A 19427-nucleotide genomic window follows, 5' to 3' on the forward strand; every position below is an offset into this window, starting at 1 on the left:
GCCCCTAGGCCATCAGATCAGGATCAGAAGATGCTGATCGGGTACTCGACGAATACGCGGACTTCGTTGCCGTCGTCGTTGTAACCGTTCTGCTGCACGGCGTTGTTGGTACGCACGAACGAGCTACGCAGCTTGATCGACAGGTCCTTGGCCGGGCCGTCCTGCACCACGTAACGGATCTGGTTGAAGATCTCGCGCTCTTTACCTTCACCGAAGCCCTGCGGGTTGTCGACGTTGCGGGTGTTGATGTTGTCACCCACCACGTAGGCCAGCTTGTAGGTCAGGCCAGGGATGCCGTAGGCACCGAAGTCCAGGCCGTAGCCCAGCTGCCAGGAGCGCTCGTCTTCGGCGTTGAAGTCGGACCAGTACGAGTTGGCCAGGTAGATGGTCGAACCACCGTCACCCACGCCACCCTCGTTCTGGTACCAGCCGTAGTTGTAGCCGGTGCTGCCGGTGCTGCGCTGGTGGGCGATGGTGAACGAGTGCGCACCGAACGCGTAGGTAGCTGCCAGGCTCCAGATGGTGTTGGAGTCGCCGTTGAGTTTGGCGCTCTTGACGAACTTGTTGTCGATGTCCGACTTGTAGCCGTTGAAGTCCAGGGTCAGGGACTGGTCATTGGCGATCGGGAAGACGTAGTTCAGGCCCAGGTAGTGCTTCTTCATCACGTCTTCGTTGTCGGCGGTGTACAGCGAAGCGGTGAAGTTGTCGGTGAACTTGTAGCTACCACCAAGCACGTTGATCGACTTCAGGCCACCACCGTCACGGCGCTCGGCGCTCTTGCGCGCTTCCTGGGTGAAGCGGCCGGCGTTCAGTTCCAGGCCCTGGATCTCTTTGGAGGTGATCAGGGTACCGGTGAAGCTTTCTGGCAGCAGACGGGCGTCGTCGTACTGCAGCACTGGCAGTGCCGGCATCTGGTCACCGTACTTGAGCACGGTGTTGGAGATGCGGAACTTCACTGCAGCGCCACCACGGGCCAGGTTGTGCGGCGAGTTGGCGTTGCCGTTCTCGTCCTTGAAGTCCGAAGGCTTGAAGAAGTCGACACCGGCGCCACCGTTGTGGCCCTTGCCGCCGTCCAGACGCACGGCGTACAGGCCGAATGCATCGACACCGACACCGACGGTGCCCTGGGTGAAGCCGGAGGAGAAGTTGGCGATGACGCCCTGGCCCCATTCGATCTGGTCGTCGGTGCCGTGCTTCTTGTCACGATTGATGTAAGCGTTACGCAGCAGGACGTTGGCGTGGCTGTCCTCGATGAAGCCTTTGCTGTCGGCCTGATCATTGGCCTGTGCCTGGGTCGCGGCGATCATCGCCAGGGCGACCAGGCTGATCCTGGTTTTCAACATGTTGTTTTCCTTATTTCTTAATCAAAAACGCTCTGCAATATGACGCCAGGAACCAACGCCCCTTCGTAGGTTCGACGCTATGCGGATCCAGACTGGAAGGCCTGCCGGTAATCACACGGCGGCCTCTGGCAGCAGCATGGTCAAGATCATGGCCAGCAGGCGTTGGCCGAATCCTAGCCGTGTGCGATTACAAATGTCAAAAAGTCGTGAAATGCAGGTTGATATAACCAAAATTGCCTGTGGGTCTGGTGCATTTCCATGCAGGTTTGCGCTATCAGCGGACAATTTATCTTGTGTAGGAAATAGCCTTTTGATCGAACGGACAATTTCCGGTGAGGGCGCTTTCGCAGCACAAGGCTGCTCCTGCACGGAAACGCGGCGCAGCAGCGACCGTAACAAACTGACACAGATGTAATGACAACCCTTTACAAATACTCAAGCAAGAGCAAATAACAAGCATTACCATCCGCACCTCTTTTTCACCTGCTCGATCCGGATGTGCCCATGCTTGTACCCTGCCGTCTTTCACCCCTGACGCTTGGCCTGTCGCTGCTGTTCGGCGCCAGCCTGGCCAGTGCCGCCACCACCACCCTGCCGGAACTGTCGGTAACCGCCGACAGCGAGCGCGAAGAGGACAACCCGCGGGTCAAGGAGGTAAGCACCGCGACCCGCACCTCGACGCCGGTACGCTATGTGCCGCAGGCCATCGACACGGTGAAGACCGTCAACGTGCTGGATTACGGCAGCAACACCCTGGGCAAGGCGCTGGAAGGCATCCCCAACGTCAGCAGTGGTGCCGACACCCGCTTCGACAGCGTGCGCATCCGCGGCTTCGAGGCCAGCAACGACTTCTACCTGGACGGCATTCGCGACGACAGCCAGTACATCCGCGACCTGCATAACATCGAGCGGGTCGAAGTGCTCAAAGGGCCGGCAGCGGTGCTTTATGGCCGTGGCAGCCAGGGCGGTATCGTCAACCGGGTAAGCAAGGCGCCGGAGCACGGCCGCCGTTCGAGCATCGAGGCGCAGGCCGGCAGCGAAGACCTGCGCAGCCTGTATGCCGACCTCAGTGCCGACCCCAGCGACACCGTCAGCCTGCGCCTGAACATGGGCAACCAGGACAACAACAGCTTCCGCGACGGCATCGACGGCAGCCGCCAGCTGTTCGCCCCGTCGATCAGCTGGCAGGTCACCCCCGACCTGAACTGGCTGGTGCAATACGAATACAGCCGCTACAACCGCACCCCGGACCGTGGCATCCCCGGGGTCAACGGCCGCCCGGCAGATGTCAGCCGCAGCACCACCTATGGCGACACCCAGCGCGACTACATCGATGACCGCGCCCAGTCGCTGCGCTCGCGCCTGAACTACCAGCTGAACGAAACCTGGCAGCTGCGCCATACCCTGGGCCTGTTCAAGCTCGACAGTGAGTTCGACAACACCTACGTCACGGGCTACGACGCCAGCACCGACACCTTGACCCGCCAGCGCTGGCAGCAGGACCTGAACACCCGCAACCTGTTCAACACCCTCGAGGCCGAGGGCGACTTCGACACCCTGGGCCTGGAGCACAAGCTGTTGCTGGGCCTGGAGTTCGGCAACCAGAAGCGCGACCCGGTGCTGTACAAAGCGGTCGACCAGAAACTGCAGGGCCTGGGCAAGCCCGGCCGCAACCAGCAACTCAATGGCCCAATGACGTTGTTTAGTGACAACCATACCGTGGTCGATAGCCGCGGCCTTTATCTGCAAGACCAGATCCGCCTGAACGATCAGTGGCAGGTACTTGCCGGCGTACGCTTCGACCAGTTCGACGTGCAGACCACCAACAAGGATGGCCTGAGCGAAACACAGGACAGCAACAGCACCAGCCCACGCCTGGGTGTGGTCTACACACCGTGGCGCGACCATTCGTTCTACGCTTCGTGGAGCAAGACCTTCTCGCCTGTAGGTGGCGGTCTGATCGGCATCACCCCAGGCGCAAAGGGCAACGGTAACGATGCCAAGCCGGAAGAAACCCGCCAGAAAGAAATCGGCGTTAAAAGCGACTGGCTGGACCAGCGCCTGACCACCACCCTGGCCATCTACGAGCTGGAACTGTACAACCGCCGCACCCGCGACCCGCTTGTCCCGGAAAACATCTTGCTCAGCGGCATGCAGCGTTCGCGCGGTATCGAGCTGACCGCCACCGGCAACATCGTTGGCAACTGGTACGTGCGCGGTGGTATCGGCCTGCAGGACGCGACCATCGTCAAGGACAACAACGGCCAGGAAGGCAACCGCATCAATGACGTGGCCAAGCGCAACGGCAGCCTGTTCGTGACCTGGAAACCGGAACTGGGCTGGTACGCCGAAACCGGCCTGACGCTGGTGGGCGAGCGTTATGCGGACAACCAGAACACCACGGTGCTGCCGGGGTATGGCCGCTGGGATGCATTGGCGGGGTACCGCACGCAGGACTGGGATGTGCGGGCGGCGCTGAGCAACATTGCCGACAAGACCTACTACAGCTCGGCGACCAGCGCGGCGCAGATCGAGGTGGGTGAGCCGCGTAGCCTGGTGGTGACTGGCAGCTACAGCTTCTGATCTCCAGCGCCTGTGCCGGCCTCTTCGCGGCTAAAGCCGCTCCCACAGGTACCCCACATGTATCGAGCCCAGTGGGGTACCTGTGGGAGCGGCTTTAGCCGCGAAGGGGCCAGCACAGGTTTAAGCAATCGATCAGTGCCACACCGCCATCAGCGCCTGCATTTCTGCTTCGCTGATCAGCCCTTGGGGATATCGTCCGGCAAGCAGACGTTGTGGGTCGGTCGTCCTGACCCTGATGCATCCATGGTGTTTCAACCACTTCGCCACAAGCCTGAGCGATTGGTGATTCACTGCCGATGGGCGCAAAGCCGACTCACTTGCTGCGTTCATTTCTACACGTACTCCCTGGCCCGTGAGCGGCTAATCTACGTAAGGATTGTTACAGATCCGAGAGCTCGGCATGGCCGAGCTATCTAACTGAAAACAATACAAAACATATGCCAGCACAGGCCTGCGGACTGCCCCGGAAACAAAAAAGGCCCGTCATCTGACGGGCCCCTTCATTCACCGTGCGCTCAACGCTTGACCGGTGCCGGCTGCTGCTGGGTCAGGCAGTGGATGTTGCCACCGCCCAACAACAACTCGCGACCTGGAATCATCACCACCTCGTGGTCGGGGAAGATCTTCGCCAGAATCGCTCTGGCTTCGGCATCTGCCGGGTCGTCGAAGCTTGGCGCGATGATACCGCCGTTGACGATCAGGAAGTTCACGTACGAGCCGGCCAGGCGCACCGACGGGTCACGCTCCTGGCTGCCGGCCACCTGATCGACACCGGCACACTCTTCGGCGGTGGCGAACAGCGGGCCCGGGATCGGCATCTTGTGCACGATGAATTCACGGCCCTTGGCATCGCGGGTGTTCTTCAGCACCTCCATGGCGGCATGGCAGCGTGCATAGTTGGGGTCGTTGGAATCATCGGTCCAGGCCAGTAACACTTCGCCCGGGCGCACGTAACAGCAGAAGTTGTCGACATGGCCATCGGTCTCGTCGTTGTACAGGCCATCTGGCAACCAGACCACGGTGTCCACCGCCAGCTGGTCGCGCAGCACCGCTTCGATCTGCTCGCGGTTCAGGTGCGGGTTGCGGTTGCGATTGAGCAGGCACTCTTCGGTGGTGATCACGGTGCCTTCGCCGTCCACGTGGATCGAGCCGCCCTCGAGCACGAAACCTTCGGTGTGGTAGCGCTGGCAGCGCTCCATTTCCAGGACCTTGGCTGCCAGCTCCTCGTCGCGGTTCCACGGTGCGTACAGGCCGCCGTCAAAGCCGCCCCAGGCATTGAAGCCCCAGTCCACGCCACGCACTTCACCCTGGTCGTTGATGACGAAGGTCGGGCCGGTGTCACGCACCCAGGCGTCGTCGTTGCTGATCTCGACCACGCGGATGTTCGGCTGGTCGAGCTGACGACGGGCATTTTCGTACTGGCCAGCGGAAACCGCGACGGTTACCGGCTCGAAGCGGGCAATGGCCTTGGCCAGGGTCACATGGGCAGCCTGCGCCGGCTTGCCGCCCAGGCGCCAGTTGTCGGGGCGCTCCGGCCAGACCATCCACACCTGGGTTTGCGGGGCCCACTCGGCGGGCATGTGGAAACCATCGGCACGGGGAGTGGAGTTGAGGGTTTTCATGGTTGACCTCTGTGATGGCCCTGAGCCGGACTGTGCTGGGGCGTTTGTCAATTTATAACCGATATATATCGATATTTGAAGCCCGATAATCGGGAAATCCATGAGCAAATACCGCTAGTAAATCGATAACAATCGAAACATACGCAACCTTGGCCGAGAACCAAAGCGGCACGACCTCTACCATAGACAGCCCTTGTGAATGCCGTTGAAGCCCAAGGCGGAAAAAACGGCCAGACCGGCTAGGGTCAATACATGAGCAGAACGGGCCAGCGAACCGCCATGAACATCATCCCTACCGCGATCCCTGAAGTACTGATCATCGAGCCAAAGATTTTTGGTGACAGCCGTGGTTTTTTCTTCGAGGCGTTCAACGCCCGTGAGTTCGCCCGGAAAACCGGCGTGAATGTCGAGTTCGTTCAGGACAACCACTCGCGCTCCATCAAGGGTGTGCTGCGTGGCCTGCACTATCAGGTGGCAAACACCCAAGGCAAGCTGGTGCGCGTGGTGCAGGGGGAAATCCGTGATATTGCCGTGGACGTGCGCAAGAGCTCGCCAACCTTCGGCCAATGGGTCGCGGTGCAGCTGTCGGCCGACAATCATCGCCAGTTGTGGATTCCGCCCGGCTTCGCCCATGGCTTTGCGGTGATGAGCGAGTCGGCCGAGTTTCTCTACAAGACCACCGACTACTACAACCCGGGCGCCGACCGCTGCATCCGCTGGGATGACCCGACGCTGGCCATCGACTGGGAGCTGCAGCAGCCACCGGTGCTGTCGGACAAGGACAAGCTCGGCCTGCCACTGGCAGAGGCGGAACTGCTGCCTTAACTAGCGCATAATTGCGGCAGACTTTTCTGGCGCCTTTACGTGATGATTGCAAAACCCACGCCCCCACGCCGTCCCCGCTGGCGCAGCCTGGCCCTGTTGGCCCTGTGCCTGGCCCCGTTACTGTGGCCCCTGCATCACCTGGCCGAACGTTACTACCAGGAAGAACTGGCCTCGCAGAACCGCCAGACCCTCGACCTGTACGTCGCCAACCTGCTCGGTACCCTGCACCGCTACGAAACCTTGCCGCAGATACTCGGCGACCTGCCGGCGCTGCGCGGGGTGCTGGCCGACCCGTTCCGCCTGGAAGCGGTGACAAACGCCAACCGCCTGCTCAAGGACATCGTCCAGCAGACTGGCGCCGAGGTGATGTACCTGATGGACGTCAGCGGCAACACCCTGGCCGCCTCCAACTGGGACAAGCGCGACAGCTTCGTCGGCCGCAACTTCGCCTTCCGCCCCTACTTCAACGAAGCCATGGCCGGCCGCCTGGGGCGCTTCTTTGGCCAGGGCACCACATCGGCCAAGCGCGGCTACTTCTTTGCCGCCGCCGTGCATGACCGTGACCGCATCGTTGGCGTACTGGTGGTCAAGGTCGACCTCGACCACACCGAAACCCTGTGGGGCCGCACCCCCGAGCAGCTGTTGCTGACCGACCACAATGGCGTGGTCATCCTGACCTCGCGGCCCGACTGGCGCTTCCGCGCGACCCGCGCGCTGACCGAGGCCGAGCGCCAGGCCATCATCGCCATCCAGCCCTACCCGACCCAGGCCCCGCAACCGCTGGTGCTAAACCAGGACGCATGGATCAGCCAGACCCGCGACATCAAGGAAACCGGCTGGCAGGTCAGCATCCTCGCCCCGCGCATGCTGGTCGACCGTTCGGTGCAAACCGTGATGGCCATCGGCGCTGGCACCCTGCTGGTGCTGATGCTGCTGGCCGGCCTGGTGATGCAGCGGCGCCGTCACTACATCGACCGCATCGACTTCGAGGCACGTGGCCGCCAGGAACTGGAAAAACGCGTGGCCGAGCGCACCGCCGACCTCGAAGGCCTGAACACCCGGCTCAAGAGCGCCGTGCTGGAGCGCGAGAACGCCCAACAGGAGGCCGTACGCGCCCAGGACGAACTGGTGCAGGCCGGCAAGCTGTCGGTGCTCGGCACCATGTCGGCCAGCATCAGCCACGAACTCAACCAGCCGCTGGCCGCCATCCGCAGCTACGCGGAAAACGCCGAGATCCTGCTCGACCACCAGCGTACCGAGGACGCCCGTGGCAACCTCAAGCTGATCGGCGAGCTGACCGGGCGCATGGCCTCGATCATCGCCCACCTGCGCGCCTTCGCCCGTCGTGACCGCCATGCCCCGGAGAGCGTGGCCCTGCAGCCGGCCCTGGACGATGCCTTGGCGCTGCTGGCCAAGCGCCGCCGGGCGATGGCCGTCGAGCTGATCCGCGACCTGCCGGAAGCCACCTTGTGGGTACAGGCCGGCGAGACCCGCCTGCGCCAGGTGCTTGGCAACCTGCTGGCCAATGCCCTCGACGCCCTGACCGAAAAGGCCAACCCGCGCCGCCTGTGGCTAAGTGCCGAGCAGCGCGATGACTGCGTCTACCTGTACATTCGCGACAACGGCCCCGGCTTCAGCCGCCAGGCCCTGGAGCACGCCAAGGAGCCGTTCTTCACCACCAAGACCCGCACCCAGGGCCTGGGCCTGGGCCTGGCCATCTGCGAAAGCCTGATGCGCGCCCTGGGCGGTGAACTGCTACTGGCCAACCACCCGGAGGGTGGCGCTCTGCTGACCCTGCAGCTGCGTGTGGCCGCGCCTGGCGCTACTTTGCCCAATTCGGAGGACCCCTCGGCATGACCACCGAGACACTGATCGACAGCCGAGCCCAGGTCATCCTGGTCGATGATGACCCGCACCTGCGCCAGGCCCTGAGCCAGACCCTGGACCTGGCCGGGCTCAAGGTGGTCGCCCTGGCCGATGCCCAGGGCCTGGCCGAACGCATCGAGGCCGACTGGCCCGGGGTGGTGGTCAGCGACATCCGCATGCCGGGCATCGATGGCCTGCAGCTGCTGGAACAACTGCACGGCCGTGACAACGAGCTGCCGGTGCTGCTGATCACCGGCCACGGCGATGTGCCGCTGGCGGTGCAGGCGATGCGCGCCGGCGCCTACGACTTTCTGGAAAAGCCCTTTGCCAGCGACGCCCTGCTGGACAGCGTGCGCCGCGCCCTGGCCCTGCGCCGCCTGGTGCTGGACAACCGCAGCTTGCGCCTGGCCCTGAGCGACCGTCAGCAATTGGCCACCCGCTTGGTGGGCCAGTCGCCGTCCATGCAGCGCCTGCGCGAGCAGATCGGCGCCCTGGCCGGCACCCGCGCCGATGTGCTGATCCTGGGTGAGACCGGTGCCGGCAAAGAGGTGGTGGCCCGCGCCCTGCACGACCTGTCCAGCCGCCGCGACGGGCCGTTCGTGGCGATCAACGCCGGCGCACTGGCCGAGTCGGTGGTCGAAAGCGAGCTGTTCGGCCATGAGCCTGGGGCGTTCACCGGCGCGCAGAAACGCCGCATCGGCAAGTTCGAGTTCGCCAACGGTGGCACGCTGTTCCTCGACGAAATCGAGAGCATGAGCCTGGATGTGCAGGTGAAACTGCTGCGCATGTTGCAGGAACGGGTGGTCGAGCGCCTGGGTGGCAACCAGCTGATCCCGCTGGACATCCGCATCATCGCCGCGACCAAGGAGGACCTGCGCCAGTCAGCCGACCAGGGGCGTTTCCGCGCCGACCTGTATTACCGCCTGAACGTGGCGCCGCTGCGTATTCCACCGCTGCGCGAACGCGGCGATGACATCCTGGTGCTGTTCCAGCACTTCGCCGACGCCGCCAGCCAGCGCCATGGCCTGCCGCCACACGCCTTGCAGCCGGCCCAGCGCGCCATGCTGCTGCGTCACGACTGGCCCGGTAACGTACGCGAGCTGCAGAACGCCGCCGAGCGTTTCGCCCTTGGCCTGGAACTGGCCCTGGACGGCCAGGCGCCACCTGCGGCAATGCCTGCGGTACCGATGCCGAGCGGCAACCTCAGCGAACAGGTCGAGCAGTTCGAACGCTCGCTGATCGCTGCCGAACTGGCCCAGCCACACAGCTCCATGCGCAGCCTGGCCGAGGCGCTGGGCATCCCCCGCAAGACCCTCCACGATAAGCTGCGCAAGCATGGCTTGAGCTTCGACGGCGGTAGCGGCGGGCATGACGATCAAGAGGACAACCGTTAATGAACACCGATAGCCAGTACTTGCAGTCCGTCCTGCACGGCGACATCCCCCTGACCCGCGAAATGGGCCTGGAAGTGCTCGATTGGCAGCAGCACACCCTGCGCCTGCAATTGCCGCTGGCGGCCAACGTCAACCACAAGAGCACCATGTTCGGCGGCAGCCTGTACTGCGCCGCGGTGCTGGTGGGTTGGGGGTGGCTGCACCTGCGCCTGCGCGAGCTGGGGATCGATGACGGGCATATCGTCATCCAGGAAGGGCAGATCAGTTATCCGCTGCCGGTTACCGGGGCGGCGGTGGCGCGCTGTGCGGCGCCGGATGAAAAGACCTGGGAGCGGTTCTTGACCATGTACCAGCGCCGCGGGAGGGCACGGTTGACGCTGGAGACCACGGTGAGCAATGCCGGTAGTGACGAGCCTGCTGTTACCTTCAGCGGCCAGTACGTGCTGCACCGCTGAAACCAATGGACTGTCGCGACTCCTGTAGGAGCGGCCTTGTGTCGCGATCGGGCCGCGAAGCGGCCCCGGCAATTAATGCGGCAATGCTGAAACCCTGGGGCCGCGCTGCGGCCCGATCGCGACACAAGGCCGCTCCTACACGATCATGTCCGCCTGTCAGATCAGGCTCAGGAAGGCTTGGCGCCAAGCAGCATTTGCCGGCAACGCCAGGAAATGCGGGTTGAGCAACGACTCCCGCGCCGGGTACCGGAACGGCAAGCCATCCAGTCCGATTACCTCCCCACCAGCACCTTCCACCACGCCCTGCGCCGCCGCGGTATCCCACTGCGAGGTCGGTGCCAGGCGCGGATAGCAATCGGCGCTGCCCTCGGCCAACAGGCAGAACTTCAGCGAACTGCCGATATTGGCCAGCTCCAGCTCACCCACCGCAGCCCCCAACCCGGCCAACAAGGCTTCCTGTTCCGGGCTGGAATGGCGACGGCTGGCAACCACGGTGAAACGCCCACCCGCCGGCGGCGCATTGCGTACCTGGATCGCCTGGGCGACCTCACCCGCGTCTGCACGCCAGGCGCCCAACCCGCGACCACCGAAGTAGCAGCGCCCGTTGGTCGGCATGGAAACCACGCCAAACACCACCTCGCCGTTTTCGACCAGGGCGATGTTGACCGTGAACTCTTCGCTGCCGGCAATGAATTCCTTGGTGCCGTCCAGCGGGTCGACCAGCCACCAGCGGCTCCAGCCCTGACGCTCGGCCAGCGGAATGTTGCAATCCTCTTCGGACAGCACCGGGATCTGCAGCGCCAGCGCCAGCAGGCCATCGGCAATCACCCGGTGCGCCGCCAGGTCGGCGGCGGTGACCGGCGAATCGTCGGCCTTGTTGGTCACGGCCACATCGGCGCGCCAGAACGGCAAGATCGCCTCGCCTGCCAACAGGGCCAGCTTGACCACTTCGTGCATCAATTGCAGGTCGTTCATGCTTCCAGCAGCCCCCGCTGAATCAGCAGGTCACGCGCCAGGTACAGCGCCGCCAGGGCACGCCCCTCGGTGAACTGCGGGTGCATGGCCAGGGCCGAGAGTTCGCGCAGGTTGACCTTGTCGACCCGCATCGGCTCCGGCTCGTCGCCCTCCAGGCGCTCCTCGTAGAGATCGCTGGCCAGCACCACCTGGATCTTCTGGCTCATGTAGCCCGGCGACAGCGACAGCTCGGTCAGGTGCTCCAGCTGGCGCGCGCCAAAACCGGCCTCTTCCTTGAGCTCCCGGTCGGCTGCCGCCAGCACGTCCTCGCCCGGCTCGATCAGGCCCTTGGGCAACGACAGCTCGTATTCGTCGGTGCCGCCGCAGTATTCCTCCACCAGCACCGCGTGCTCGGCATCGAGCATGGCCACGATCATCACCGCGCCGTAGCCATTACCCCGGCCCACCAGGCGCTCGTAGGTACGCTCGTTGCCATTGCTGAAGCGCAATTGCACGGCTTCGACGCGAAACAGGCGGCTGCTGGCGACGATTTCGCGGCTGAGGACGGTGGGTTTCTGGCGCATGGGGCGGCTCCTTGGCGTGAACGGGTTACTATACCGTGGCTTGCCGACTGATCGAGAGTTTCCCATGCCTGTTCTTCCCTGGTCTGCCATCGATACCGTCCTGCTGGACATGGATGGCACCCTGCTCGACCTGCATTACGACAACCGCTTCTGGCTGGACCACCTGCCCCAGCGCTATGCCGAGCTGCACGGGGTGAGCCGGGCCATGGCGGAAATGGAGCTGCAGCCGCTGTTCGAACGCAATGCCGGCACGCTGAACTGGTATTGCCTGGACTTCTGGAGCCGCGAACTGCGGCTGCCGATCCGCGAGCTGAAACAGGAAATCGCCGACCTGATCGCCCTGCGCCCGGATGCCGATACTTTCCTTGCCGCTATCCGCGACGCGGGCAAGCGCGTGGTGATGATCACCAATGCGCACCGGGATTCGCTGTCGCTGAAGCTGGAGCGGGTGGAGCTGGCGCCGTATTTCGAACGGCTGATCAGCTCGCATGACTATGGCTACCCGAAGGAAAGCCCGCAGTTCTGGGACGCATTGCAGGCGGACATCGGCTTTGAACCGGAGCGCAGCCTGTTCATCGATGACACCCTGGCGATTCTGCGCAGTGCGCGACGGTTTGGCGTGGGGCATCTGCTGGCGGTGCGCCAGCCGGATAGCCAGGCAGGGCCGCGGGATACCGAGGAGTTTGCGGCGGTCGAGGATTACCGGGAATTATTGGTAGGCCTGTGAAGGCCCTTTCGCGGGTAAACCCGCTCCCACAGGATCACCACAGGTCTGAACTGTGTGCGATCCCTGTGGGAGCGGGTTTACCCGCGAAGAGGCCGGTACAGGCTGCAGAGATCAGTCAGGAATACGCAACACCTGCCCCGGATAGATCTTGTCCGGGTGCTTGAGCATCGGCTTGTTGGCCTCGAAGATCTTCTGATACTTGTTGGGGTCGCCATACACCTTCTTCGAAATGGCGCTCAACGTATCACCCTTCTCCACCGTCACGAACCGCGCGGCCTGGGCCACCGGTCCAGTCACGGTGATCTGGTCATCGACACTGGCCACGCCAGCGACGTTGCCCGCCGCCAGGATGATCTTCTCCTTCTCCTCCTGGCTGGCCACCTCACCCTTGAGGATGATCGTGTCGCCCTCTACAGTGGCCGTGATATTCGGGTTGCCCAGGCCGACACTTTCCACGTGTTTCTTCAGCTGCTCTTCGGCATTGGCATTGCCGGGGGTCAGCAGGTCGATCAACTTCTCGCCCGCTTCCTTGACGAAACTGAACAAGCTCATAGCGCTCTCCTTGTTGACGAAACCTCGGACACAGCAGTCTAGGCCAGCTTTTCCCCTGGCGCCCCCATGCGACCAATCGACGCGGTCTATCAAGGCATAGACCCTAGCGATTAGACGCCGCCGGCCCGCACGCCTAGGCTTGTGCTATCTGAAAGCTGCCGATAGCCCCGATGAAAAGTCAGCCCCGATGAACAGCAAACCTCCGGTCTGCGCGGCCTCATCGCCCTTGACCATGCCCGCCGCCAGCAACACCTACGATTACGTCCAGCTCAATGACGCCAGACGCGACAGCACGCCCCTGGCCGAAGAAGTGGCCCTGGCCATTGTCTACAACGGCCTGAACCAGGCGGTGATGCTGGTCAGCCCCACCGACCTGGAAGACTTCGCCGTCGGCTTCAGTGTCGGCAGCGGCATAGTGGAAGGCACCACGGAAATCTACGACCTGAAACTCTCCGGCAGCGGCTCGGCAATGTATGCCGACCTGGAGATTTCCAGCCGTGCGTTCTGGAACCTGAAAAACCAGCGCCGCCAGCTGGCCGGCACCAGTGGTTGCGGCCTGTGCGGGGTCGAAGCGCTGGAGCAGGCACTGCCAGAGCTGGCCAAGTTGCCTGGCGCACCCTTGCCACCGGCGCAATGGCTGGTCGGCCTGCGTGAGCGTATCGATGCCTTCCAGCCCCTCGGCCAGCACTGCGGCGCGGTGCATGCGGCGCTGTTCATGGACCGCCACGGCGAACTGCTGCTCGGCCGCGAAGACATCGGCCGGCACAATGCCCTCGACAAGCTGATCGGCGCCTTGCTGCGCCAAGGCATCGACAGCCAGGGTGGCCTGGCCATCGTCACCAGCCGCTGCAGCCTGGAGCTGATCCAGAAGGTGCTGCGGGCCGGTATCCAGACCCTGGTCAGCCTGTCGGCGCCCACCGGTCTTGCCCTGCAATGGGCGCGCAAGCACAACCTCAACCTTATCCATCTGCCCAAGCACAGCGCACCGCGGGTCTACAGCCCAGCGGCGGAGTCGTAACAGTCGTGACCTCGTACCAACACCTCCCGAACAACGCCCCAGCCTCCTCCCCTCGCTACAAGCCCTACCACGGCCCCGCCGGTGGCTGGGGCGCGCTGCGCAGCGTGGCCAAGGCCTGGGTTGGCAGCGATAACGCGCTGAAGAACATTCGCGCGCTGCTCAAGACCAACCAGAACGGCGGCTTCGATTGCCCCGGCTGCGCCTGGGGCGACTCGCCGGAAAGCGGCATGGTCAAGTTCTGCGAGAATGGTGCCAAGGCAGTGAACTGGGAGGCGACCAAGCGCCGCGTCGATGCCGCCTTTTTCGCCCGCTACAGCGTCACTTCGCTACTGCAGCAGAGCGACTACTGGCTGGAGTACCAGGGGCGCCTGACCGAGCCGATGGTCTATGACGCGTCCAGCGACCGCTACCAGCCGATCAGCTGGGACGCCGCCTTCACCCTGATCGCCCGCGAGCTGAACAAGCTGGCCAGCCCTGACCAGGCCGAGTTCTACACTTCGGGGCGCGCCAGCAACGAAGCAGCGTACCTGTACCAATTGTTCGTGCGGGCCTACGGCACCAACAACTTCCCCGACTGCTCGAACATGTGCCACGAGGCCAGCGGCGTGGCCCTGGGGCAAAGCGTCGGGGTCGGCAAGGGCACCGTCACCTTCGACGACTTCGAGCACGCCGACGCGATTTTCGTCTGGGGCCAGAACCCCGGTACCAACCACCCGCGCATGCTCGACCCGCTGCGCGATGCGGTAAAGCGCGGCGCCCAGGTGGTGTGTATCAACCCGCTCAAGGAGCGTGGCCTGGAGCGCTTCCAGCACCCGCAGAACCCGCTGGAAATGCTGACCAACAGCGACCGGCCGACCAACACCGCATTCTTCCGCCCGGCCCTGGGCGGCGACATGGCGCTGCTGCGCGGCATGGCCAAGTTCGTCCTGCAATGGGAACGCGAAGCCCAGGCCAACGGCGAACCGGCAGTCTTCGACCACGCCTTCATCGCCGAACATGGCCATGGCGTCGACGACTACCTGGCGGTAGTGGATGCCACCCCGTGGGAGCACATCCAGGCCCAGTCCGGCCTGGCGCTGGCCGACATCGAACTGGCCGCGCGCATGTACTGCCGTGGCAAGCGGGTGATCATGTGCTGGGCGATGGGCATTACCCAGCACCGCCACTCGGTGCCGACCATCCAGGAAATCGTCAACCTGCAGATGCTGCGCGGCAATATCGGCGTGCCAGGCGCAGGCTTGTGCCCGGTGCGTGGTCACAGCAACGTGCAGGGTGACCGCACCATGGGCATCAACGAGCGCCCGCCGGTGGCCCTGCTGGACGCCATCGAGCAGCGCTTCGGCTTCCCCGTGCCCCGGCAGAATGGCCACAACACCGTCGAGGCGATCCACGCCATGCTCGACGGCCGGGCCAAGGTATTCATCGGCCTGGGCGGCAACTTCGCCCAGGCAACGCCAGACACCGAGCGCACCGCCCAGGCACTGCGCAACTGCGAGCTGACCGTGCACATCAGCACCAAGCTCAACCGCAGCCACCTGGTGCACGGCAAGCAGGCACTGATCCTGCCGTGCCTGGGGCGCACCGACATCGACCTGCAGGCAGAAGGGCCACAGGCGGTAACGGTAGAGGACTCGTTCAGCATGGTCCACGCCTCCAATGGCCAGCTCAAGCCGCTGTCGACGCAGATGCGCTCGGAGCCAGCGGTTATCGCCGGTATCGCCGCTGCCACCTTGGGCAAGAAGCCCGTGGACTGGCACTGGCTGGTGGCTGACTACGACCGTATCCGCGAGCTGATCGGCGACACCATCGCTGGCTTCAGCGGCTTCAACCAGCGCCTGCGCGAGCCGGGCGGTTTCTACCTGGGCAACAGCGCTGCCAGCCGCGAATGGAATACCAGCACCGGCCGCGCCAACTTCAAGGCCAACCTGCTGCCCGACACGCTGCTCGACGAGCGTGTACGCGCCAGCGGCCAGGTGCCTGACCTGATCATGCAGTCGATGCGCTCGCACGATCAGTACAACACCACCATCTACGGCCTGGACGACCGCTACCGTGGCGTGCGTGGCCAGCGCGAGGTGCTGTTCGCCAACGAAGCCGACATCATCCGCCTGGGCTTCCAGCCGGGGCAGCAAGTCGACATCGTGTCGTTGTGGGGGGATGAGCATGTGCGCCGTGTGCACGGCTTCACCCTGCTGGCCTTCGACATCCCGGCCGGGCAGGCGGCGGCGTACTACCCGGAGGTGAACCCGCTGGTGCCGCTGGAAAGCATTGGCGATGGCAGCCATACGCCGACGTCGAAGTTCATTGCCATCAAGCTGGAGCGGGCGCGGGACGACGGGCGCATCCTGTAGGACTGGTGTTGGCCTCTTCGCGGGTAAACCCGCTCCCACAGAGGCAACTCAAGGACTGAGAGCGGTGGTATCCCTGTGGGAGCGGGTTTACCCGCGAAGAGGCCGGAAGCCCCTGCGCAAAAATCAAAAAAGCCCTGTTCCATAGCGGTTCAGGGCTTCGTCATAAAGGTCTCAGACAGCGAAAAAACGATAAAGTTTCACAGTAAATACAGTAAGTTAGAGAATTGTGTACAACTCGTGTTACTCGTCGGATTTCCGTTGCCAGGCGTGCTTGCAAAGCTCAAAAATCGCCTCGTCATCCTTATGAGGCTCTCTTGATGAAGAAGTACTCCTCGATACTGTTGTTGTCTTTCAGCTTGCTCAGCGGCGTTGCCATGGCAGGCGGCACCACCGAGGCCGGCATTGGCGGCGCATTGGGTGGGGTACTGGGCTCCGTGGTGGGCAACTCCATCGGTGGTAGCACCGGCGGCGCCATTGGTGCCGGCCTGGGCGGCGCGGCTGGCGGTGCCTTGGGTGCCGACAAACGTCAACGTGGGGAAGCCGCTATCGGCGGCGCGCTGGGCGCAGCAGGCGGTAACGTGGTCGGCCGCTCCGTGGGCGGCACTACCGGTAGCTACATTGGCGCAGCAGCCGGCGGTGGTGCCGGTGGCGCACTGGGTAACTACCTGGGTAAAGAGGCCGACAGAGACGATTACCACGAAGGCCGCCGCTACCGTCGTGGCTATGACGACGACCGCCGCCACTGGGACCGTGGCCACCACTACGGCCATCGCAAGCACAAGCGCCACTGGCGCGACTAACGCCTGAGGGCCTTACCCCGGCAACAAAAGCCCCGCCCCTGCCAGCGGGGCTTTTTTATGCCTGCTGTTCCAGCAGCAAACCAGACAGGATCACCTGCAGCGCTTCTGGCAATGCCACTGGCCGGCCACTGGCGCGTTCGATGAACACCTGCACCACCGTGCCTGCCGCACACGCCTCCGGCTCCCCTGGGCGGAACAGGGCCAGGCGGTACTCCACCGTACTGCCCGCCAGGCGTGCCACCCCCAGCCCCACTTCCAGCACGTCCGGGAAGCCGGGCAGTGCGTAGAAATCCGCCGCCGAACTGACCACGAAGGCCGCCAGCTCGCCGTCACGCAGGTCCAGGTCGGCCTGTTCGACGAGGAACGCCTGGATGGCGGTTTCGAAGAAGCCATGCACGGTGGCACCGGCGATGTGGCCGTTCAGGTCATTGTCCTGGGGGCGGGTGAGGATGGGGTGGAAGTGGGAGAAGGCAGTGCGCTGAGGGGATTCGGTCATCTGGCTGGCTCTTGTCTTCGCAATGGATGCTGACAGTGAAACAGAAAAACCGGATTTCCGCTGCTTGTACCGGCCTCTTCGCGGGTCGCGATCCTCTGTAGGAGCGGCCTTGTGTCGCGATGGGCCGCAACGCGGCCCCGGGGGTTTCAGCTTCCATGCCTGAATTGCCGGGGCTGCTTTGCAGCCCATCGCGACACAAGGCCGCTCCTACAAGAGACTGCACCCGCCGGGAATCAGAAAACAAAAAAGCCGCCCCAAGGGGCGGCTTTCTCGTTGCGGGCGGGTGCAGCTTACAGCTGCGGGCCAGCGGCCTTGATGGCGTCGGAAACTTCGAACTTCTTGAAGTTCTCGATGAACAGCTTGGCCAGGCCTTTGGCGGCCTCGTCGTAGGCAGCCTTGTCAGCCCAGTTGGTGCGCGGGTTGAGCAGCTCGGTATCGACGCCCGGAACGGCCTTCGGCACGTCCAGGTTGATGATGTCCAGGTGCTCGGTTTCGGCACCGATCAGCGCGCCGCTCTGGATCGCAGCGATCACGGCACGGGTGGTCGGGATGCTGAAGCGCTTGCCAACGCCGTAGCCACCGCCGGTCCAGCCGGTGTTGACCAGGTAGACCTTCGAGTCGAAGCCCTTGATACGCTTGATCAGCAGCTCGGCGTACTCGCCAGCCGGGCGCGGGAAGAACGGTGCGCCGAAGCAGGTGGAGAAGGTCGACTTGATGCCGCTGCCCGAACCCATTTCGGTGGAACCGACCAGCGCGGTGTAGCCGGACAGGAAGTGGTAGGCCGCCTGCTCGTTGTTCAGGATCGAAACCGGAGGCAGAACACCAGTCAGGTCGCAGGTCAGGAAGATGACTGCGTTCGGCTCGCCGCCCAGGTTCGCTTCGGAACGCTTGGCAACGTGCTCCAGCGGGTAGGCCGCACGGCTGTTCTGGGTCAGGCTGACATCGGTGTAGTCGGCGTGCTTGTTGGCGTCGAGTACGACGTTTTCCAGCACGGCGCCATGCTTGATGGCTTTCCAGATGACCGGCTCGTTCTTCTCGGACAAGTCGATGCACTTGGCGTAGCAACCGCCTTCGATATTGAAGACCACGCCCTCGCCCCAGCCGTGCTCGTCGTCACCGATCAGGTAACGGCTTTCGTCGGCCGACAGGGTGGTCTTGCCGGTGCCGGACAGGCCGAAGAACAGAGTCACATCGCCTTGTTCGCCGATGTTTGCCGCGCAGTGCATCGGCAACACGTCAGCAGCCGGCAGCAGGAAGTTCTGCACCGAGAACATGGCTTTCTTCATTTCGCCGGCGTAGCGCATGCCAGCGATCAGCACCTTCTTCTGGGCGAAGTTGATGATCACGCAACCATCGGAGTTGGTGCCGTCACGCTCAGGCTCGCACACGAAGTTGGCGACGTTGAGGACCTGCCACTCGCCACGGCCAGCCGGGTTGTACTGCTCCGGGTTGATGAACAGGCAACGGCCGAACAGGTTCTGCCAGGCAGTCTGGGTGGTCATCTTCACCGGCAGGTAGTGCTCGGCGGCCGCCCCTACGTGAACGTAGGAAACGAAGTGATCCTGGGCGTTGTTGAACGCCTCGACGCGGTCCCACAGGGCATCGAACTTGTCGGCCGGGAACTTGCGGTTGATCGGGCCCCAGGAAATGGCGTCCTGGGTGGAAGGCTCTTCGACGATGAAACGGTCAGCCGGCGAACGGCCAGTACGGTGACCGGTCTCCACGACCAGTGCGCCAGTATCGGCTAGTACGCCTTCACCGCGTTGCAGCGCTTCTTTTACCAGCTCATCGACGCTCAGGTCGGTGTACACGGTGTTGTTGGCTTGCGTCATGAGATACCCCATCCGGCCCGAGGCC

General features: G+C 63.7%; 17 protein-coding genes. 9 read left to right on the forward strand and 8 right to left on the reverse strand.

The window, feature by feature from the left end; all coding sequences use genetic code 11:
- Positions 1–23: 23 nt before the first annotated feature.
- Positions 24–1343 (reverse strand): OprD family porin, encoded by a 1320-nt coding sequence (locus tag CAG00_RS09760; protein ID WP_015268619.1) that lies wholly within the window; start codon positions 1341–1343, stop codon positions 24–26.
- Between the two features lie 504 nt (positions 1344–1847).
- Between CAG00_RS09760 and CAG00_RS09765 the strand changes: the two genes are divergently transcribed.
- Positions 1848–3926, forward strand: a complete 2079-nt coding sequence (locus CAG00_RS09765) for a TonB-dependent siderophore receptor (RefSeq protein ID WP_085664161.1) — start codon at positions 1848–1850, stop codon at positions 3924–3926.
- 132 nt (positions 3927–4058) lie between these two features.
- On the opposite strand, the gene CAG00_RS29030 is transcribed toward CAG00_RS09765, so the two are convergent.
- Both CAG00_RS29030 and aguA read right to left on the reverse strand, forming a co-directional pair.
- Positions 4059–4256, reverse strand: coding sequence for a hypothetical protein (locus CAG00_RS29030; RefSeq protein ID WP_075044327.1), 198 nt, complete (start codon positions 4254–4256; stop codon positions 4059–4061).
- A 185-nt stretch (positions 4257–4441) separates the two neighbouring features.
- Positions 4442–5548 (reverse strand): agmatine deiminase, encoded by a 1107-nt coding sequence (gene aguA, locus CAG00_RS09775; protein ID WP_025337343.1) that lies wholly within the window; start codon positions 5546–5548, stop codon positions 4442–4444.
- A gap of 279 nt (positions 5549–5827) precedes the next feature.
- Here aguA and rfbC point away from each other — a divergent pair, with 279 nt between their 5' ends.
- Genes rfbC through CAG00_RS09795 form a run of 4 tightly spaced genes read left to right on the forward strand, consistent with a single transcriptional unit; the run spans position 5828 to position 10088 of the window.
- Positions 5828–6373 carry a dTDP-4-dehydrorhamnose 3,5-epimerase gene (gene rfbC / locus CAG00_RS09780; protein WP_085664162.1) on the forward strand — a complete coding sequence of 182 codons (546 nt, stop codon included), beginning with the start codon at positions 5828–5830 and terminating at the stop codon, positions 6371–6373.
- 42 nt (positions 6374–6415) lie between these two features.
- Positions 6416–8230 (forward strand): ATP-binding protein, encoded by a 1815-nt coding sequence (locus tag CAG00_RS09785; RefSeq protein WP_085591850.1) that lies wholly within the window; start codon positions 6416–6418, stop codon positions 8228–8230.
- Positions 8227–9633 carry a sigma-54 dependent transcriptional regulator gene (locus CAG00_RS09790; protein ID WP_025337340.1) on the forward strand — a complete coding sequence of 469 codons (1407 nt, stop codon included), beginning with the start codon at positions 8227–8229 and terminating at the stop codon, positions 9631–9633. The genes CAG00_RS09785 and CAG00_RS09790 overlap by 4 nt, the downstream gene beginning before the upstream one ends.
- Positions 9633–10088: a YiiD C-terminal domain-containing protein gene (locus tag CAG00_RS09795; RefSeq protein WP_085664163.1), complete on the forward strand. Its 456-nt coding sequence runs from the start codon at positions 9633–9635 to the stop codon at positions 10086–10088. Before CAG00_RS09790 ends, CAG00_RS09795 begins: the two co-directional genes overlap by 1 nt.
- A 156-nt stretch (positions 10089–10244) precedes the next feature.
- On the opposite strand, the gene cysQ is transcribed toward CAG00_RS09795, so the two are convergent.
- Together cysQ and nudE are read right to left on the reverse strand one after the other, a co-directional pair.
- Complete coding sequence (cysQ, locus tag CAG00_RS09805; protein WP_085664165.1) at positions 10245–11063, reverse strand: 3'(2'),5'-bisphosphate nucleotidase CysQ; 819 nt, start codon at positions 11061–11063, stop codon at positions 10245–10247.
- Positions 11060–11626, reverse strand: coding sequence for an ADP compounds hydrolase NudE (gene nudE, locus CAG00_RS09810; protein WP_015268611.1), 567 nt, complete (start codon positions 11624–11626; stop codon positions 11060–11062). Before nudE ends, cysQ begins: the two co-directional genes overlap by 4 nt.
- A 64-nt stretch (positions 11627–11690) precedes the next feature.
- Between nudE and yrfG the strand changes: the two genes are divergently transcribed.
- Entirely contained in the window at positions 11691–12353 is a 663-nt protein-coding gene (gene yrfG / locus CAG00_RS09815) for a GMP/IMP nucleotidase (RefSeq protein WP_003257447.1), read from the forward strand.
- Positions 12354–12464: 111 nt separating this feature from the next.
- Here yrfG and lysM read toward each other — a convergent pair whose 3' ends face one another.
- Positions 12465–12905: a peptidoglycan-binding protein LysM gene (gene lysM, locus CAG00_RS09820; RefSeq protein ID WP_023661080.1), complete on the reverse strand. Its 441-nt coding sequence runs from the start codon at positions 12903–12905 to the stop codon at positions 12465–12467.
- Between the two features lie 187 nt (positions 12906–13092).
- Between lysM and fdhD the strand changes: the two genes are divergently transcribed.
- The 3 genes from fdhD (at position 13093) to CAG00_RS09835 (ending at position 17074) form a co-directional block, all read left to right on the forward strand.
- On the forward strand, positions 13093–13923 hold the full coding sequence (gene fdhD / locus CAG00_RS09825) for a formate dehydrogenase accessory sulfurtransferase FdhD (protein ID WP_075044326.1): 831 nt from the start codon (positions 13093–13095) through the stop codon (positions 13921–13923).
- A gap of 5 nt (positions 13924–13928) precedes the next feature.
- Positions 13929–16274, forward strand: a complete 2346-nt coding sequence (locus CAG00_RS09830; protein ID WP_085664166.1) for an FdhF/YdeP family oxidoreductase — start codon at positions 13929–13931, stop codon at positions 16272–16274.
- Between the two features lie 317 nt (positions 16275–16591).
- Positions 16592–17074: a glycine zipper domain-containing protein gene (locus CAG00_RS09835; protein WP_085599970.1), complete on the forward strand. Its 483-nt coding sequence runs from the start codon at positions 16592–16594 to the stop codon at positions 17072–17074.
- Between the two features lie 55 nt (positions 17075–17129).
- On the opposite strand, the gene CAG00_RS09840 is transcribed toward CAG00_RS09835, so the two are convergent.
- Both CAG00_RS09840 and CAG00_RS09845 read right to left on the reverse strand, forming a co-directional pair.
- Positions 17130–17570, reverse strand: a complete 441-nt coding sequence (locus CAG00_RS09840; protein ID WP_075044324.1) for a thioesterase family protein — start codon at positions 17568–17570, stop codon at positions 17130–17132.
- Positions 17571–17860: 290 nt separating this feature from the next.
- Positions 17861–19402: a phosphoenolpyruvate carboxykinase gene (locus CAG00_RS09845; protein WP_025337333.1), complete on the reverse strand. Its 1542-nt coding sequence runs from the start codon at positions 19400–19402 to the stop codon at positions 17861–17863.
- Positions 19403–19427: the final 25 nt, after the last annotated feature.

The organism is Pseudomonas sp. B5(2017), from assembly GCF_002112825.1.
Lineage (GTDB): Bacteria > Pseudomonadota > Gammaproteobacteria > Pseudomonadales > Pseudomonadaceae > Aquipseudomonas > Aquipseudomonas putida_Z.

What these genes read in the sequence shown, in the direction of transcription:
- CAG00_RS09760 (WP_015268619.1), bottom strand. Translation starts at nt 1,343, where the DNA reads ATGTTGAAAACCAGGATCAGCCTGGTCGCCCTGGCGATGATCGCCGCG.
- CAG00_RS09765 (WP_085664161.1), top strand. Translation starts at nt 1,848, where the DNA reads ATGCTTGTACCCTGCCGTCTTTCACCCCTGACGCTTGGCCTGTCGCTG.
- CAG00_RS29030 (WP_075044327.1), bottom strand. Translation starts at nt 4,256, where the DNA reads ATGAACGCAGCAAGTGAGTCGGCTTTGCGCCCATCGGCAGTGAATCAC.
- aguA (WP_025337343.1), bottom strand. Translation starts at nt 5,548, where the DNA reads ATGAAAACCCTCAACTCCACTCCCCGTGCCGATGGTTTCCACATGCCC.
- rfbC (WP_085664162.1), top strand. Translation starts at nt 5,828, where the DNA reads ATGAACATCATCCCTACCGCGATCCCTGAAGTACTGATCATCGAGCCA.
- CAG00_RS09785 (WP_085591850.1), top strand. Translation starts at nt 6,416, where the DNA reads ATGATTGCAAAACCCACGCCCCCACGCCGTCCCCGCTGGCGCAGCCTG.
- CAG00_RS09790 (WP_025337340.1), top strand. Translation starts at nt 8,227, where the DNA reads ATGACCACCGAGACACTGATCGACAGCCGAGCCCAGGTCATCCTGGTC.
- CAG00_RS09795 (WP_085664163.1), top strand. Translation starts at nt 9,633, where the DNA reads ATGAACACCGATAGCCAGTACTTGCAGTCCGTCCTGCACGGCGACATC.
- cysQ (WP_085664165.1), bottom strand. Translation starts at nt 11,063, where the DNA reads ATGAACGACCTGCAATTGATGCACGAAGTGGTCAAGCTGGCCCTGTTG.
- nudE (WP_015268611.1), bottom strand. Translation starts at nt 11,626, where the DNA reads ATGCGCCAGAAACCCACCGTCCTCAGCCGCGAAATCGTCGCCAGCAGC.
- yrfG (WP_003257447.1), top strand. Translation starts at nt 11,691, where the DNA reads ATGCCTGTTCTTCCCTGGTCTGCCATCGATACCGTCCTGCTGGACATG.
- lysM (WP_023661080.1), bottom strand. Translation starts at nt 12,905, where the DNA reads ATGAGCTTGTTCAGTTTCGTCAAGGAAGCGGGCGAGAAGTTGATCGAC.
- fdhD (WP_075044326.1), top strand. Translation starts at nt 13,093, where the DNA reads ATGAACAGCAAACCTCCGGTCTGCGCGGCCTCATCGCCCTTGACCATG.
- CAG00_RS09835 (WP_085599970.1), top strand. Translation starts at nt 16,592, where the DNA reads ATGAAGAAGTACTCCTCGATACTGTTGTTGTCTTTCAGCTTGCTCAGC.
- CAG00_RS09840 (WP_075044324.1), bottom strand. Translation starts at nt 17,570, where the DNA reads ATGACCGAATCCCCTCAGCGCACTGCCTTCTCCCACTTCCACCCCATC.
- CAG00_RS09845 (WP_025337333.1), bottom strand. Translation starts at nt 19,402, where the DNA reads ATGACGCAAGCCAACAACACCGTGTACACCGACCTGAGCGTCGATGAG.